The 16960-nt window shown below is 54.9% G+C and carries 16 protein-coding genes; 6 read left to right on the top strand and 10 right to left on the bottom strand.

Features of this window, described 5'->3' with window-relative positions:
* The first annotated feature begins 170 nt into the window (after positions 1 to 170).
* Positions 171 to 842, top strand: coding sequence for a YceI family protein (locus BM123_RS09380; RefSeq protein ID WP_090167603.1), 672 nt, complete (start codon positions 171 to 173; stop codon positions 840 to 842).
* Between the two features lie 222 nt (positions 843 to 1064).
* Here BM123_RS09380 and BM123_RS09375 read toward each other — a convergent pair whose 3' ends face one another.
* A complete protein-coding gene (locus tag BM123_RS09375) occupies positions 1065 to 1814 on the bottom strand; it encodes a DJ-1/PfpI family protein (protein ID WP_090167602.1) in 750 nt (249 codons plus the stop codon).
* Between the two features lie 80 nt (positions 1815 to 1894).
* Between BM123_RS09375 and BM123_RS09370 the strand changes: the two genes are divergently transcribed.
* The 5 genes from BM123_RS09370 (at position 1895) to BM123_RS09350 (ending at position 7600) form a co-directional block, all read left to right on the top strand.
* Complete coding sequence (locus BM123_RS09370) at positions 1895 to 2899, top strand: Gfo/Idh/MocA family protein (protein WP_090167600.1); 1005 nt, start codon at positions 1895 to 1897, stop codon at positions 2897 to 2899.
* A gap of 33 nt (positions 2900 to 2932) precedes the next feature.
* A complete protein-coding gene (locus tag BM123_RS09365; protein WP_090167598.1) occupies positions 2933 to 3781 on the top strand; it encodes a hypothetical protein in 849 nt (282 codons plus the stop codon).
* A 3-nt stretch (positions 3782 to 3784) separates the two neighbouring features.
* Positions 3785 to 5248 carry a sugar transferase gene (locus BM123_RS09360; RefSeq protein ID WP_245748487.1) on the top strand — a complete coding sequence of 488 codons (1464 nt, stop codon included), beginning with the start codon at positions 3785 to 3787 and terminating at the stop codon, positions 5246 to 5248.
* Positions 5249 to 5328: 80 nt separating this feature from the next.
* Positions 5329 to 6990: an adenine deaminase gene (gene ade / locus BM123_RS09355; RefSeq protein WP_090167693.1), complete on the top strand. Its 1662-nt coding sequence runs from the start codon at positions 5329 to 5331 to the stop codon at positions 6988 to 6990.
* A gap of 28 nt (positions 6991 to 7018) precedes the next feature.
* Positions 7019 to 7600 carry a hypothetical protein gene (locus BM123_RS09350; RefSeq protein ID WP_090167595.1) on the top strand — a complete coding sequence of 194 codons (582 nt, stop codon included), beginning with the start codon at positions 7019 to 7021 and terminating at the stop codon, positions 7598 to 7600.
* A 116-nt stretch (positions 7601 to 7716) separates the two neighbouring features.
* On the opposite strand, the gene BM123_RS09345 is transcribed toward BM123_RS09350, so the two are convergent.
* The 9 genes from BM123_RS09345 to BM123_RS09305 all read right to left on the bottom strand — a co-directional run bounded on the left by BM123_RS09345 (position 7717) and on the right by BM123_RS09305 (position 16869).
* On the bottom strand, positions 7717 to 9345 hold the full coding sequence (locus BM123_RS09345; RefSeq protein ID WP_090167593.1) for a DUF1501 domain-containing protein: 1629 nt from the start codon (positions 9343 to 9345) through the stop codon (positions 7717 to 7719).
* A 52-nt stretch (positions 9346 to 9397) separates the two neighbouring features.
* Positions 9398 to 10843 carry a DUF1800 domain-containing protein gene (locus BM123_RS09340; RefSeq protein ID WP_090167591.1) on the bottom strand — a complete coding sequence of 482 codons (1446 nt, stop codon included), beginning with the start codon at positions 10841 to 10843 and terminating at the stop codon, positions 9398 to 9400.
* A gap of 231 nt (positions 10844 to 11074) precedes the next feature.
* The gene (locus BM123_RS09335; RefSeq protein ID WP_175489314.1) at positions 11075 to 11863 is read right to left on the bottom strand and encodes a TPM domain-containing protein; all 789 of its coding nucleotides are present in this window, start codon (positions 11861 to 11863) and stop codon (positions 11075 to 11077) included.
* An 88-nt stretch (positions 11864 to 11951) separates the two neighbouring features.
* Positions 11952 to 12395: a TPM domain-containing protein gene (locus BM123_RS09330; RefSeq protein WP_090167588.1), complete on the bottom strand. Its 444-nt coding sequence runs from the start codon at positions 12393 to 12395 to the stop codon at positions 11952 to 11954.
* 2 nt (positions 12396 to 12397) lie between these two features.
* Positions 12398 to 12988 carry a LemA family protein gene (locus BM123_RS09325; protein WP_090167586.1) on the bottom strand — a complete coding sequence of 197 codons (591 nt, stop codon included), beginning with the start codon at positions 12986 to 12988 and terminating at the stop codon, positions 12398 to 12400.
* A complete protein-coding gene (gene meaB / locus BM123_RS09320; RefSeq protein WP_090167584.1) occupies positions 12985 to 14052 on the bottom strand; it encodes a methylmalonyl Co-A mutase-associated GTPase MeaB in 1068 nt (355 codons plus the stop codon). Before meaB ends, BM123_RS09325 begins: the two co-directional genes overlap by 4 nt.
* A gap of 386 nt (positions 14053 to 14438) precedes the next feature.
* Positions 14439 to 14645, bottom strand: a complete 207-nt coding sequence (locus tag BM123_RS09315; protein WP_090167583.1) for a hypothetical protein — start codon at positions 14643 to 14645, stop codon at positions 14439 to 14441.
* A 71-nt stretch (positions 14646 to 14716) separates the two neighbouring features.
* Complete coding sequence (locus BM123_RS09310) at positions 14717 to 15805, bottom strand: potassium channel family protein (RefSeq protein ID WP_245748485.1); 1089 nt, start codon at positions 15803 to 15805, stop codon at positions 14717 to 14719.
* Between the two features lie 23 nt (positions 15806 to 15828).
* Positions 15829 to 16869, bottom strand: a complete 1041-nt coding sequence (locus BM123_RS09305) for a dipeptide epimerase (protein WP_090167581.1) — start codon at positions 16867 to 16869, stop codon at positions 15829 to 15831.
* Positions 16870 to 16960: the final 91 nt, after the last annotated feature.

The following is a 16960-nucleotide window of genomic DNA, read 5'->3' as shown; positions in this document are numbered from 1 at the left end:
CTATCAGAAAGCAAGACCCAGCCTCAGCGCAACTACTGGCTGATGTTGGTACATTTAATTCCTGTTTTTTTGCCTTACGGCTTAACAAGGGAGCTATGTTTGCTGTTACTCACTTAATATAAAATCTGACCGGGGCGTGTTTTGCCCCACTCCACAAACCAACATTGACTATGAAACGCTTTTTCTATCTCCTCGCTTTTGCGACCATTATTGCTTCCTGCGGTGGCCCTGAAGGGGAAGCCATTGGCTCCTCTGAAGCCGTTGGTGAAGCCGCCGGTGCAACGACTGAACTCGTAGCCGCTACCCAGTACGTTGTTGACCCCGCCGCCAGTGTCGTCAACTGGGAAGGTGCTAAGGTTCTTGGCGACAGCCATACCGGTACGATCCCCGTTTCTGACGGCCAGCTCCGCATCGCCGGAGGTAAGCTCGTTGGTGGCAAATTCACGATGGACATCCGCCAGATTACGAACACGGATATGCCTGCTGACAAAGGAGGCGACAAGCTCATCGGTCACCTCAAAGGCGAAGACTTCTTTGAAGTGGAAAAGTTCCCCATGGCTTCTTTCACGATCACCAAAGTCCAGCCCGTTAGCGAAACTACTGACGGAACAACCCACGAAATTTCCGGCGACCTTACCCTCAAAGGGGAAACTCGTAACGTAACGATCCCCGCTACCGTAAGCATGGATGGCGGCCAGTTTAAGGCTACTACTCCTAAGTTCACGATTAACCGCCTGGACTGGGGAATCGTTTATGGCAACAGCGCCATCGAAGGGCTGACTAAGGATAAGGTAATCAGCAACGACGTTGGCCTGGAGCTGATGATCGTAGCGAATAAGTAACCTGCAGGTTGCAGATTACAGGTTGCAGATTCCGGCTTGCAGGCTGATCCAAGTTGCAGGATACGAGAATACTTTAAGAGGAGCAGATTGCCGCGTTGCAGTCTGCTCCTCTTGTTTTGGGGAGTGTTAACTGAACTGTGTCTGGCGCAAAATCAAGCTCCTATCAATCCACGTCCCCCCTTTTTTCCTTTTTCCCCTTTCTCCCTTTACTCCCTTACTCCCTTACTCCCCTACCACTAAGTGCGGTACTTGCTCCAACTCCCAGTCAATCACCAGCCCGCCAGCCAGTGAGCGGGCGATGCTGTCGCCATAGAGGTGCTCGGCGAGGTAGAGTGCGGCCTCGAAGGACTTCGCTCCGCCAGCACTCGTGATGTACTTGCCGTCGTGTACGAAAAGCACGTCTTTGCGAATGTCCAGCTCGGGGAACATTTCCCGCATTTTATCGATGTCGGACGGGAAAGTGGTAGACACATGCCCGTCCAGCAGACCCGCTTTGGCCAGCACGAAGGCGCCGTCGCAATGACTGGTAACGAAGGTAGCCTGCTCATCTACTTTGCGGACAAAATCGAGCAGTGCTTCATTTTCCAGATCACTGTCCAGGTGGTGCTCCGCGCTCGGCACCACGAGGATGTCGATACGCGGCAATTTATCAGTCTCATAGCCCAGGTCGGGCAGGATTCGCATCCCTTCGAAAGTCGTTACCGGTTCGCGATTCGCGGCCACGGTGAAGGTCTTCATCGGCCGGATACCGTCGCGAAAAATCGTGTGCTGAAAAATGTCATAGGGCGCCGTCAGTTCGGTATTGTAGACGCCGTCCATAATGAGCAGCGCCACGTTGTAGACTTCTTCGTTGGGATCGCTGAAATCCGGTACTTCTTCCGTTGTTTGGGCGACGGGGCGCAGGTGGGATGAAGGCTCTTCTGAGGAGCAAGCAAAGGTAAAGAGCAGGACAAACGGTAAAAGGTTACGCATGGCGTAAATCTAATATCAAATATCGAGAATCAAGAGCACGAAGTACTGCGCAGCAAATCGAGAATTCCTACCTTTGTCTAATGCTAAAAATGGGTCTCCTCGGGGTCGGCCACCTCGGTAAAATTCACCTCAAGTGCATTCGCCTGGCCAGGGCGCACTACGATCTGATCGGCTTCTACGACGCCGATACTGACATGGCCCGCCACGTAGCGGCCGAGTTTAACGTGAAGGCTTACGACAGCCCGGAAGAACTGATCGCCGCCAGCGATGTCGTCGATGTCGTCACCCCAACGCCCACCCACTTCGCGCTGGTGAAGCAGGCACTGTTGGGGGGCTGCCACGTCTTCGTCGAAAAACCCCTTACGGAAACGCTGGAGGAAGCCAAAGAACTCATTGAGCTCAGCCGTAAAACCCGCAAGCTGGTGCAGGTTGGCCACGTAGAGCGCTTTAACCCCGCCCTGCTCGCCCTGGGTGATCTGACGGTAAAGCCCTACTTCATTGAAGCCCATCGTTTAGCCATGTTCAACCCGCGCGGGGTAGACGTCAGCGTTGTGCTTGATCTTATGATCCACGACCTGGACATCATCCTGAAGCTGGCCGACGATGAAGTGGCCGATGTGCGCGCCAGCGGCGTGGCCGTCCTGAGCGATCAACCCGACATCGTCAACGCCCGCATCGAATTTAAGGGCGGAGCCGTAGCGAACCTCACCGCCTCCCGCATCAGCCTGAAGAATATGCGCAAAGTGCGCCTCTTCCAACCCGACGCTTACATCAGCCTCGATTTGCTGGAGAAGGAAAGCCAGGTCGTCCGCCTATTTGAGCAGAACTCAAAGGATATACCGGCCGTTGGACAGCAATTCCCCCTGGATACCCCGAAGGGCAAACGCATTATTCACGTCGATCAGCCCGATAGCGGCCCCGTTAATGCGATTCAGATGGAGCTGGAAAGTCTTGCGGACAGCATAACCAACGGAAAACCCGCTGCCGTCAGCATCGAAGACGGTTATCGTGCGTTAGCCTTAGCACATCGTATTATGGAAGCGGTGAACGATAACCAGCGGAAGTTGCCCCAGCCCACGGTGTGAGCTTGTTACCCTGCCTTCGCTCAAAAACACTAAATGAAACAGCTCTTTTTTCTTCTGGCCGCTTTGATTTTTCTGACCGGCTGCCCGCCGGACCTGGAGGTGGCTCCGGCCTTCGTCCTGGTGGAAGATTTCAACTTTACGGTTGCCGGGAACGGACCTGAGACTACGAACATAACCGAGGTTTGGGCTTTCTTCGATGATGATAACTCCTTCATCGGGGCTTTCCCCCTTCCGGCCCGAATCCCGATTAATGCCCTTGGTAGTCAGAATATCCGTCTGGAAGCCGGCATACGGCAAAATGGGATCAGCGCTACTCCGGACGTGTATGATTTCTACACTCCGGTTACCCGGACGCTGGACCTGGTGCCAGGTGAAGTCATTGATCTTGGAGTACTGCCCATCACTTACCGTTCCGACGTTAAGACAGCTGTTTTTGAAGACTTTGAGCTTGGCACTAACCGGGCATTTACCGAAGTGGTGGTCGGCGAGGCCACGTTTACGCGGGTTGAGGATGTCGTAAGAAGTGGAAGCTTTAGTGGTCGTCTCCGTCTTAATGAAGATGAGCCGCTCATTGAGCTGGCCACCTTTCAGCAACTGCAGGGCCTGATTGACGTTCGGCCCTACGTTTGGCTCGAACTCGATTTCCGGAGCGAAGCACCGGTGGTTTGGGGCGTAACGGGTAACCGGGGAATTGAAAACGTCCGGGTCTTTGACCCCGGATTTTCCCCGCGGAATGAATGGACGAAAATCTACTTCAACCTGAGTGAAGTAATTGTATTGGCCAACCTCGATGAATTTCAACTGATCCTATCGGCTTTGCTGCCGCCTGATGAAACGGAGGCAGAAGTCTATCTCGACAATATTAAACTGCTTTACTTTTAGCGCTTGACCCAAACCGTACCAAATCAACCTCCCGGCCTTCGGCCAGACACGGCCCGCCGTCGCCGCCGCGACCGGAGGGTGTATGTGGTGGCTGATTTTCTGGCTGCCTGGCTGGCCTGGACGGTCTTCTTCCTCGCTCGCAGCGGGAAGGAAGGCAATATCGTTACGCCCGAAAGCCTGACCGATATCAACTATTTCTGGGGCAGTATCATCATTCCCCTCGGCTGGGTTTTGGGCTACGCCCTTTTCGATCAGTATCGCGACATTTATCGTCTCAGCCGCCTCAGCACGCTGGCCCACACACTGCTGCTTTCCACGGGTGGTGTCCTGCTGTTATTCTTCGCCATTCTGCTCGATGATGCTGCGGGAGATTATCATGACTACTACCAGAATTTTCTGACGCTGCTGGGCCTCCACTTCTCCATTACAGCCCTTTTCCGAATGGTCCTCCTGACCCGGGCGAGCAGAAGACTCAAAGCGGGGGAGATTAGCTTCAACACCCTCATCATCGGTGGTAGCGAAGCGGCCGTCAACCTCCATCAGGAAATTTGTGATCAGCCGAAGGGGCTGGGGTATCGTTTTGTGGGCTTTGTTGATTCGCGGCGCTCTGCGCCGCCGCTGCTGAGTAGAAGCCTGCCTTTACTCGGAAATCTTAAAAAACTGGCCGAAGTCATTGAAACCCACAACGTCGAAGAAGTCATCATCGCCATCGAAACCAGTCAGCATAACCGACTGCGGGAGCTGCTCAATGTCCTCTCTGCCTATGAGGAGAAAGTGCTCGTCAAGATCATCCCCGACATGTACGACATCATGCTCGGCTCCGTAAAGATGGACCACGTTTTCGGAGCCGTTCTCATCGAGATCAGGCAGGAGATGATGCCACGTTGGCAACGCTTCCTGAAGCGGGTAATTGACCTGCTTGTCTCGGCCATCATGCTCGTTTTGCTGAGCCCCTTATTGGCTTATATCGCTATTCGGGTCAGGCTTTCCAGTGAGGGGCCCGTTTTTTATCAGCAGGAAAGAATCGGCCTTAACGGACAGCCCTTTAATATCATCAAGTTTCGCTCGATGTATCTCGACGCAGAAGCGGGAGGCCCTCAACTGAGTAGTGACACTGATGATCGCTGCACCCCCTGGGGGGCCGTAATGCGTAAATGGCGGCTGGATGAATTACCGCAATTCTGGAACGTACTGCGGGGGGAGATGTCCCTCGTCGGTCCTCGCCCTGAACGAAAACATTACATTGATCTCATCAGCGCGCGGGCACCGCATTATCGGCATCTGTTGAAAGTTCGCCCGGGCATCACCAGCTGGGGGCAAGTAAAATACGGCTACGCCAGCAACGTCGATGAGATGATCCAGCGACTGAAATTCGATATTCTCTACATCGAGAACCGATCATTGGGGCTGGACTTCAAGATTCTCTTCTATACCGTGGTGGTATTGCTTCAGGGCAAAGGTAAATAGAGGGCGCGGGCGCAGGTGCAGGGGGAAGTTTTAGGAGCCATAATTTGAACCCCCGTCTTCTCTCCTCCGTTCCCAATCACATGCAGCAAATCAAAGGCCGGTTAGTAGACCTCGATACCCGCACCATTTATGGTGCCATCATTACCGTTAATGACGAAGGCTATATCGAGAACATCGAAAAAGACCCTTCCCGCGATAAGCGGGGACACTACATTCTCCCTGGATTTGTAGACGCCCACGTCCACATCGAAAGCTCCATGCTCCTGCCGGTGGAGTTTGCCAAACTGGCCGTGACCCACGGCACGGTAGCCACCGTCTCGGACCCCCATGAAATTGCTAACGTGCTCGGCATTGCCGGGGTGGAATATATGCTCGAAAACGCCGCTAAAACTCCTCTGAGTATCAACTTCGGTGCTCCGAGTTGTGTGCCAGCCACCAGCTTTGAAACGGCCGGCGCTACGCTCGGTATCAAAGAAATCGTCACCCTGTTGGAGCGCGATGATATTCTCTATCTCAGTGAAGTAATGAACTACCCCGCCGTGCTGCACGGCGACCTGGAGATGCTGGCTAAGATCTCCGCCGCCATCGAACGGGGTAAAGCCGTGGACGGTCATGCCCCCGGCCTGCGCGGCGAAGAAGCCGCCGCCTATGCCCGCGCCGGTATCACCACCGACCATGAGTGCACCTCCGCTGGTGAAGCCCGCGACAAACTCGATGCCGGGATGAAGATCCTCATCCGTGAAGGCTCCGCCGCGAAGAACTACGCTGCCCTGCACGAGCTCATCGATGAGTTCCCGGATCGTATCATGTTCTGCACCGACGACAGCCATCCGGATGACCTCATGGCCGGACACATCAACCAGCTCGTCATGCGGGCCATCCGCGACGGCCACGACGTCTTCGACGTACTCAGCATTGCCTGCCGCAACCCCGTCGAGCACTACGGATTGGACATCGGTAAGCTAAGAGTTGGAGACCGGGCGGACTTCATCCTCGTCGATGACCTCCGCTTCATGGCCGTTTACGCGACCTACATCAAGGGCCAGCTCGTTGCCGAAGCCGGTCATCACAACCTCGGAGAGCCCATCAACGATGGCACCCGCGAAGAACCACCCAACCGCTTTAACTGCTCGCCTAAAACGCCGGCGGACTTTGCCGTCGCCCCCGGCCCGGAGGGCGGGAAGATGCGCGTCATCGAAGTCTTCGACGGGGAACTGGTTACGGGCAAACAAATCCTCGCTCCCGTCCTGGATGAAGCCGGTCGGCCGGTCTCTGAACCCGGTAGAGATCTGCTCAAGATCGCCGTCATCAATCGCTATGAAGATAGCTCGCCAGCCGTCGGATTTGTCACGGGGATGAAGCTACAGCGTGGGGCTATCGCCAGTTCCGTTGCTCACGACAGTCACAACATCGTTGTGGTGGGCGTAGACGATGAAGCCATGTGCCGGGTTGCCAACGCCATCATTGCCGAAGGCGGCGGTGTCGCCGCCGGCCGCGATGAGTACCTGGAAGTATTACCCTTGCCCGTCGCCGGAATCATGAGCGATGACAGCGGCCCCAAGGTGGCCGCCCGCTACGCCGAACTGTCGGGCTTCGCCCGCCGCAAGCTCCGCTGTGGGCTCAACTCTCCGTTCATGACACTGTCTTTCCTGGCGCTGCTCGTTATTCCCTCGCTTAAGCTGGGGGATAAGGGCTTGTTTGATGGGGAGAGTTTTTCTCTCGTTGACCTGTGGGAAGGGTAACGGCTCGCTCGTAATTAACTCATTTCACATGCACCAGTTTATTAGCCGACTTGACAATGGCCGTTGCTTTCCGAGCATGCCATTCTTTGCTGCCATAAAGGATATCAGTTGTTTACCCGATGAGGCTGTTCTTGAACAATGTGGTTTGCTTAACGTCCAAAAAAATGGGAACGAATCCACAATCCTAAATACCGTCTTTATTTGCCGGAATAACGAATGGAGTATTATAATTGACAATTGGGGATACACTTTATATCACTTTATGATGCATCAACGACGACATAATAAGCTGGCTCAGATTGATAGCTTCGGTGGAGAAAATGAAATGTTCCAGGGAGTATTTGGTGACTCAGACGAGTCCTTTAGCTTCTATTATTTTAAAAACGGCCAAAATCTAAGGACGCTTGAAGTAAGTGATCCATATTATAAAGGCCCTGAACTAAGTGCTGACCAAGGAGCCCCACTACCCGGAGAGCCCGAGTATTTTAACCTCCACAAGGATATCATTACGATTGTAAACATTGCCTATGAGCTAGGCATTCAGTTTCCGGAAAATTTGGATGAATACCGCGAATATCGGTATGATTTACCACCTGTTTCTGAAAACTAAAATTCGGCACCCCCCCGATCAGGAGATGCCGAATCTAAAGGTATCTGTCTTCTCGCACGCGGAACGTGCGATGACCTAATTGGCTCACACCCTCCGGCTGAAGCCGGGGGTACAGCTTACCTAAACATCCCCAACTTCCGGCTATACATCCGACCGTTCACTTCGAGGCTGACGACGTAGACGCCGGAGGCCCAGCCAATATTGTTGAGGCTGAAGCGTTGACTGTTCTCGCCAGCGCTGCGCTGGCCCCGGAAGGGAGAGCTCAGTTTGCGGCCAGCCACGTCAAAGAAGTGGATGCCGACGTTAGCTGTGGAGGGAAGGGTATAATCGATGATGACTTCGCCTCCACTCAGATAGGCGCGCATACCGAGGCTGGCGGCGCGAGGGTTATTATCACTAACCGTTCCCTGGCAGAAGAGACCGAGGTCATCCATGCGGGCGAAGGATTGCCCCATAAGGTTGTCCACCAGGTCACCATCGATACACAGCCAATTGCTGAGTACGGTGGCGTAGACGGAGCGGAAGTCTACCTTTTGCTTCATGTTGAAGGCGTCGTCAACGTCGTGCATATCGGCCAGTCCGCCGGTCGTACCATTGCCGTTGAGGCCCTTGCCAAAGAGCATCATCGGTGCTGCGGCACCGTGATCCGTTCCGGTAGAACCGTTTTGGTAAATCCGGCGACCGAATTCACTGAAGGTCATGGCCAGTACCCGATCGTCAATGGCACCAGTCTTGAGGTCTTCGAAGAAGGCCTTTACGTTTACACCCACGCTGTTCATCAGTGCAGCGTGTGCATCAGGCTGGTTGGCGTGCGTGTCGAAGCCGTCGAGTTCCACTACAAAGAGGCGGGTTTTGAGTCCTCCGCGTAGCATTCTGGCAACGAGTGCAAGTTGATCCCCAAGGCGGTCATTGGCGTATTCAGCGGTATTCGCGCCCTCGTCATAGGCTTGCGCCAGTACACCGGCGTAGCGGAAGGTAGTATTCGCCACCGCCCGCAGGTAACCGAGCTGCTCACCGTAGGTACAGTCCGGTACATCCTCTACATCGTAGAGTTGGCCAGTACGGGCGATGTTGTACAGTTGGGTAGGGTTCTCCGTAGAGATCGCGTAGTTGAAGTCGTCGGCGTTATTGAACAAGAGATTGCCCGGGCCACCAATCTGAATGGCTGGCGGAGTCTCCGGAGGGTTACTCAGGAAGTCCGGATATTGGTTGTTCAGGTAACGACCGAGGATGCCACTGGTAACGACTTCTTCGGTGTCTGAAGTAGACGCCCAGATGTCTGAAGAGCGGAAGTGACTCAGACTCTGCTGCGGATAACCAACGTTTTGGACTACGCGCATTTCACCGTCGTTCCAAAGCCCCTGCAAGGGTTGTAGCTGTGGATGGAGGGCCAACGAGGAAGTCAACTCCACCACCTCATTGCGGGGGATGTGAATGTTGGGCCGGGCGGCTTCGTAGGTGCCGAAGTCGTGGATGGGGATGATGGTGTTCAGGCCATCGTTACCTCCCTTCAGACGGATGAGCACGAGCACGCGTTCATCGTCTCCGTTTGCCGTAAGCGCAGCTGCCAGGGGCGACATGCCCAGCGCAGAGACCGGTAATTTATTGAGCAGGAAGCCGGACGTACCGATGATACCCAGGTTCCGTAGAAAATTTCTCCGGCCGTGATCTGCTTGGTGGGCGACTTTGTCGCGCAGGCTATCCCCCCGGCGGAGACCTTTTTTGTGTGAGTTCTTTTGTCCCATGGTGGACTATAATTGTCGGCTTACCACAAAGCAGTGTGCCGGATGGATCAATTTAGTTGAGCTGGAATTCGGGCATACGACCGATGTGACGGAGTAAGACCGTTATCTGCCAGGAAGCGGAGCCCCAGTAAAGGTTCCATTCTCCGGTGTCGTAGTAGTTGACCGGTACGTCCCATTTCAGCACATCAGTGGCCAGGTCATAAGCGTCTTCGCTTACGAAACCACGGGGGATGAAATAATCCACAATGGCCCGGGCAATAACCTCCGGAGAGTTGCTGTCATCCGTTAAGGCCCGGGCAAATTCGGGATAGGTGGCTTCGCTACGGTTATGTACTGCCCATGAGAAGCCGTCGATAAATTCCCAACGGAGGGTAATTCGGTTGGAATCAATCCAGGCCCGGTCGCCTTTCCAGCCGGCAACATCTGGCGGCTCCCCGAGGTACTGGCCCATATTAGCCATTCCCCAGAAGCCCCAGTTCATCAGGTTGTCGAATTCACCGAAGTCTCCCTGCCGGAGGAAGGAGATCATCAGATCCATCGGGCTTTTCATCAAAGTACCCACGTTGGCATCATCGAAGAAGTGGGCACTATTGAACAGTGCCTTCAGCACCGGCATGATGTTGAAGTTGTTGTCCAGGAAAATCTGCGCCATATCATTGACGACCGCTTCGTCCATCGCCTTGTTGACGTAGAAGGTGTAGAGCTTGCCGCATATGAAGCGGGCAATTAATTCTCCCCGTTCTTCAAAAAGCACGTCGATGAGGGTGCCATAATTGTAGTTGCCGGTTCGGCCGAAGACCGTTTTTTCGGTACTGTCAAAGCCCCAGGAGGCCCATTCAATACCTCCGCAGTAGCTCGTCCAGCCATTGAAGCCGGTGAGGGCACGGCTGGCCTCCACGATGTCTTCCTGGGTGTAGCCGTTATTCTCACCGAGGGTAAAGAGCTCGAAGAGTTCGCGGGCATAGTTTTCGTTCGGGTTATCCTTGGTGTTTTCAAATCCGTTCAGGAAGAAAAGCATGGCAGGAGTAGCCGTGATCTCCGTGACGAAGTCCTTCAGATTACCGAAAGAGTTGTCGGTAATCACCTTCAGGTATTGATAGTAAAGGCTGGAGCAGCTGTAGCTCTCGTATTTGGTGACGAAGTGATTTTGCCAGAAAAGGCAGAGTTTTTCGCGTACACCGTAATCAATGGCTTCCTGTATGTAACCTTGTGACCATTGGACATAGGTTGCGAAAACGTCTACTTCGGCAGCCTGGAAAGCATCGTAGTCCCAGTAGGCCCATTCCGGGGCCGGGCGCTGAGGGCGAGAGGCGGCCTCATCCAGCAGGCGATTTACGGTCGCGGCGGGGCCGTCGGCCAGGGCCTGGGCTATCTCATCGGGCTTGGCCCCGAAGCCGATCCGGCGAAACAGGTGTTGCACCCGGGCGGCGTCCCAGGGAGTTTCTTCGGAAGGCACGTACGTTTCCAGGCCAGTGGTGGCACAGTTTGTTATTACCATTATAGAAAATATGAATTCGTTGGGGGTCTCTAAAATAGGGCGTTCGCCACCAATCGCTGGCCTCCGAACCTACCTTTAACGTTAAAGACGGGTGTTTTATGTTGAGACGTTGGCGTAAGGAGAGTGAAACCTTGCCCTTTAGCCTGGTTTGCACCTGCGTCCGCGCCGAATTGTCTGCGCCCTCCGCGGAACCGATAAGACTACCCTTGATAAACTGCCCCTGGCTTTTTGCTACCAGCCCCCACCAGCTCCGCCACCGCCGAAGCCACCGCCGCCGAAGCCGCCAAAACCGCCGCCGCCACCAAAGCCGCCGCCACCGCCGCCGCCAAAGCCACCACCTCCGCCGGGGAATATGATAAAGCCACCGCCGCGCCGTCTTCTGCGCCGCACGGGCCGGTGTGGATCGTCCATATCGTAAGGGCCGTTACGCCAGTATCCACCGTCGTCATCATCATCGTCATGGTTCTCGCCGTAGTAGCTCAGGATGATAAAGACAAGTAAGATTAAGCCAAAAATGACCACGGGAGGAATCCCCGGTTCACCACCCGAAGGAATATCATCTGCCGTGTACTCCCCCTTGCCGAGGTCCATTACTGCTCCGGTCGCTTCGTCAAAACCAACGTAGATCTTCCCCTGCCGAAAGGCTGGCGTCATGATCTGATCGATGATGCGTTTGGCAATAGCGTCAGGCAGGAAACCTTCTGCTCCGTAGCCAGTCTGAATCTGAATTTTGCGCTCATCCCGCGCTACGTAAAACAGCACACCGTTATCCGTCTTTTCCGAGCCGCCAACGCCCCAGCCGTGCGCAATGGCCAGGCTACGATCAAAGGCGGTTTCCCCGTTGAGGGAGCCCTCCGTTACGATGGCAATCTGGGTAGACGTTTCCAGGGCATACTGCACCAGCTTGGTCCGCAGGCGGTCTTCTTCCTGGGGGCTGAGCATATTGGCATAGTCGTTCACCAGGTCCTGGGTCTTTGCCGGGATGCTCCGCTGGGCGGTGAGCGAAACGGCGAAAGACAAGAGCAGGACAATTAAGAGCGCTCGTGTGGGAATATTTGGGAAGAAGTCTTTGATAGTTCTGTTTTTTATGACATTGGCTGAAGGGGAATTAGGCCGAAGGCTTCCCTCCATAACTGATCGAATCCGGCAGCTCGTTCTCGTCTTCGCAGAGATAAGGAAAAAAGGCGATGAGTTTTTCCCCGATCTGATCGATGGCCGCTACGATGCCTTCAGTAAACTGTCGCTTTTGGAAGTATCCCCGCATCAGGTCACGTTCTTCGTCCCAGAAGTTTTTGGGCACGACTTTATCGATGCCCTCATCACCAATGATGGCGAACTCCCGGCGGTCGACTTCCAGAAGGATCAGCACTCCGTTGCGATCACGGGTTTTGTGCATCCCCAGTTCCTGAAAGATGTATTTGGCCACGGACAGCGCACCAGCTTCGGCACCGACCTCAACGTGGACACGAATTTCTCCGGAGGTATTTAATTCAGCGCGGCGGATAGCCGCCACAATTTGCGCTTCTTCCTCCGCGCTGAAGAATTTTACCATGATTAATCAAAGTTTACGTCAGGTGCATTAGATGCGCCAGCCTGGGCTTCAAACTGGGGCTTTTCGCTAAATCCGAAGACGGAAGCGAAAACTGTTCCGGGGAAGCGACGCACCTTTTTATTGAACTCCGTGGCTTCTTCGTTGAAGCGATCACGGGCAACGGCGATGCGGTTTTCCGTTCCTTCCAGCTGGGCTTGTAACTCCTGGAACTGGGCGTTGGATTTCAGTTGTGGGTAGCTTTCGGCTGTAGCCAGCAAGCGACCAAGGCCAGAGCTTAATTCGCCCTGAATCTGCTGGAATTGTTCGATTTTTTCCGGCGTCAGGTCACTGGCGTCGATGTTGATGCTGGTTGCACGGGCGCGGGCATTGGTGACGGCTTCAAGCGTTCCCCGCTCAAAGTCAGCGGCTCCCTTTACGGTATTCACCAGGTTTGGGATCAGGTCTGCCCGGCGCTGGTACTGTGTTTCCACGTTGGCCCAGCTTTGTTCCATTTCTTCTTCGGCGTCAACAAAGCCGTTGTAGCTGCCGCAACCGGCAATGAGAAGAACGGCCAGAATGGCAGCGATGATGCCAAGAGTTCCGATTGATTTCATAGTAGAGTAGTTTTGTTTCTTTGTTTAAACTCTGCCAAAATAACGTTTGTAGCGGCAGAAAGGCTGATGTGTTCGTCGAGAATACGCTGCAGGCCGTCGGTTGTTCGCTCCCGTTCCCGGAGGAAGGCGTCGAGATCAGCCAATAATTCCCGTTCGCAGCGTTCACGAAGCCAGGTGATTCGTTGGTTGGCCCGGCGCTGCCTGAGCCATCCGGCCTGGCGCATCTTGTCTGCATAGTTAGACAGTTGTTCGAGCAGTTCGGTCACACCTTCTCCGGTAAGGGCGCTGATCGTGGTGACCCTGACGGTCCATTCGTCGACGCGCGCAGGTGCAAGGTGGAGACCCCGCCGGAGCTCAAGGGCGGTCTGTTTCGCTGCCTCCGGCAGCGCGTCGGCTTTGTTAACGGCGATGTGATCGGCCAACTCCAGAATACCACGTTTGATACTCTGCAGCTCATCTCCGGCAGCTGGCTGGGCCAGCAACAGGAAAGCGTCCGTCATGCCATGTACCTGCCATTCGGCCTGCCCTACGCCGACGGTCTCGACGATGATATAATCGTAGCCCGCCGCCTCGCAGCATAGAATAGCCGCACGACTGTTGGCACCTACTCCGCCCAAATGCCCGCCCGTGGGGCTGGGGCGGATGAAAACGTTCGGGTGGCGGGTCAGTTCTTCCATCCGGGTCTTGTCTCCCAGTATACTGCCGCCACTGAGGCTGCTGCTGGGGTCAATGGCCAGCACGGCCAGCCGGTGGCCGGCTTCCGCTACGGCCAGACCGAAGCACTCAATAAAGGTAGACTTACCCACCCCCGGGGTGCCGCTGATGCCAAGCCGGAAGGTTGGCTTAGCCGGAGGGCTGGCTTCCAGCAGATCAATCAGCTCATCGGCCAGCTGCCGGTCATCCGCCTGGGTACTTTCCAATAGCGTGATGGCCTGGCCCAGTGCCCGGCGGTGACGCTCCCCGCCCCGGAGGGCGGCGAAAAGATTGCCGGCGGAGGCCGGCCGGGCCGCCGCCCGGAAACGAAGATGAGGATTGAGCGGAGCTCCTTTTTCTTTTTTTGACACCCGTTGCTGCTTGTTTGCGCAGCGGTAACATACAGCATTTTGGGCATACACCCAATCTTGGGTAGCACCAAGTGTATATCACCAGGCGCTCCTTTTGTTCTGGTTATGCAGGCCTGATTCAGAAAACTTAGAATACTCCTCGTTTTAAGTTCACCTTAAGAGTAGTTCCTAAAGTTTCCCCAAAGCGCCTTTCTGATTAAGCAGAAGAGCCCCTGCTTGCTTTACATTTAAGCCTATCGGCTCCTGCCTCCAAATCCGTTCGCTTTTTCCTTCATCGGTATATCGCGAGTCTGCCCCGGAGATGGTTGGCGGAGTCGGTTTTCTCTGGCTGCACTAACTCCCCTGCTCGTTAAAAGAACTCCTTTGCACCTGCGGCCGCGGCTACATTATTCCCTGGGCTTATTGATCAAAAAATAATGAATCGCCCCCAGAAACAGGGTGTTGATTGCCCCGTAAATCAGGCTTGTTTGCAGGCGTTGATCAGCAGAAAGGTTTTCGCCCACAAAGCCATAAACCAGGTAATACATCGGAGCAATGAAACAGAAAGCCACGAGGCAGTATATCAGGGTGCGTTGTAGTCGGGGAGAGAGCATGGGGGAGAGGTCAGGGGGCTGGTTGCAGGGGGCTGGTTGCAAGTTGCAGGTTGCAGGTTGCAGGTTGCTGGTTATCGTTTGAGAAAGGTACGCAGAGCGCGTATTTGCGGTTGACTGCCGACGGTGATGAAGCTGTCGCCAGGTTGAAGAACAGCTTCCGGATCGGGGTTTACGATGTAGCGTCCGTGGGCCAGCCGGTGACCAATAACGTTAACACCGCTTTCTTTGCGCAGGCTCATTTCCCGGATGCTCTTGCCCCGCATTTCTTCGGGTAGCTGGCTGAATTTAATTTCCTCGAAGCCAATATCGGAGTCCATCTCGTTGGTGACGTAGCTGAAAAACTCTACCGCCCCGGGCTTACTCACCAGGGTCGCCATATAAAAGCCGCCGATCTGCTCGGGCATGATGACCTGACTGGCGCCCGCTCTGCGGAGTTTTGCCCGGCTACGCGCCTGGTGGGCGCGGCTGATGATCTGCATTTTCGGGTTGAGGTCCTTGGCCGTAATCACAATAAAGAGATTGTCGGAGTCGTCGTTCAGCGCCGTAATCAGGCTACCGGCTTTTTCAATTCCGGCTTCTTTAAGTACCTCGTCGTGGGTGGCATCTCCCACGATGTAAGCAATGTCCGCTTCCGCGAACTGGTCCATCTGAAGTTTTTCCTTCTTCTCATCAATGACGACAAATTGCTGTCCGTGCTCCAGCAAATGCCGGGCTATCTCCTTTCCGTACCGGCCAAAGCCGCAAAGGATCGTGTGATCACTGAGTGCATTAACTTTTGACCTCATCCGCTGCTGTTCCATCTGCTCAAATATTTTTCCATCAATGACATAGTACGAGAAAGTCGCCAGGCTGTAAGCCACAATGCCGATGTTCAGTAACATCATAGCCGAAACAAACAGCTTTCCGGCTGACGAAAGCGGCTCCACTTCCCCAAAGCCCACCGTGGAAATGGTAATGATGGACATATAGAGAGCGTTCACCAGGGAGTAATCTTCAAGCAGCATCAGCCCCGCCGCCCCAATGATGATGATACCCACCACCAAATAGACCGCTACCCGTAAGCTGAGTATAGAGCTACGTACACCAATGAGGGACAGGATTCTGTAAACAGGACTTCTGATGTGGCTGGATTGAAAGTATGACCGTGAATTAGCGGACAAGGTACGCCTGCTTAAGCAGATTTTTAACTGTGCGCCCCAAACAGCCGTGCGCCCGTCCCTTTCCGCTCAGGGTAGACGGGGAGCCCCGTTGCGGGATCAAAGGTTACGCCTTCGGCGATGTCTTTAGCCAGAAGCATGGCTCCATCCATATCCGCATAGTCGAGTTCTGGCAGCAATTGTGCAATGCCGCTGATGCCGACGCTGCTTTCGGTCATACAGCCCACCATAACGGACAGGTTGAGCGCACGGGCACGGGCAATCATGCGCCGGGCGGGCAGGAGGCCACCGCATTTAACGACCTTGATGTTGATACCATGGAAGCCCGCTGCACAGCGATCTACGTCGGCTTCGGTCTGGCAGCTTTCGTCAGCGATCAGTGGCAGGACGCTGTGGGCAAAGGCTTCCCGCTGGCCCGCGCTATCGTCGGGCTTTAGGGGTTGCTCAATAAAGACGACGCCAAGTTCAGAGAGCGGACCGCTGAAGTCGATGGTTTGCCGGGCCGTCCAGCCCGTATTCGCGTCGACGTAAAAGGGGGAGTCCGTACTTCCGCGCAGCGCGCGGATGATGGCCAGGTCGTCTCCGCCGCCGCCGAGTTTGATTTTGTAAACGGGCCAGGGAAAAGCTTCGAGTTTGGAGATCATCTCCTGGATGGAGCCCAGGCCAATCGTGTAGCAGGTAGGGGTTTTTCGGGGAGCACGGACCGGCCAGCAGTCGCCAAGGCGGAGGCCTTTGTTTTGGGCCCAGAGGTCGTGGGCGGCAACATCAAGCGCGCAGCGAAGAAAGGGGTGAAGGTCCGGAGCTTTTTGATCGATGAGCTGATGCAGTTCTTCGGGCGTCAGTGTTTTTAGCGGCGCAAACGCAGGGGCAAGGGAGGTTAAAGTAGCCGCGCATCGCCCGGAGTCCAGGCCGTAATAGGAAGTCATGGCAGCTTCGCCCAGCCCGCTCCGCCCACTGTCTTCATCGGTTAATTCCACGATCAGCGTTGGCTGTTCCGTGCGGGTTCCGTGGCTGATCCGGAAGGGATTGGCGAGGGGAAGCGTATGTTGATGAATGGTGAGTTGCACGGAGAGAGATATTATGGATTTTGCGTAAAGGTTAAACCCGGACGCTCGAAGGTCCCGCAGTATTGCGGGACCTTCGAGCGTCCCTGCCCGT

Source organism: Neolewinella agarilytica (assembly GCF_900110645.1).
GTDB classification, from domain to species: Bacteria; Bacteroidota; Bacteroidia; order Chitinophagales; family Saprospiraceae; genus Neolewinella; species Neolewinella agarilytica.
The sequence above is the reverse complement of the archived record's forward strand: the minus strand, read 5'-3'. Positions and strand labels throughout refer to the sequence as shown.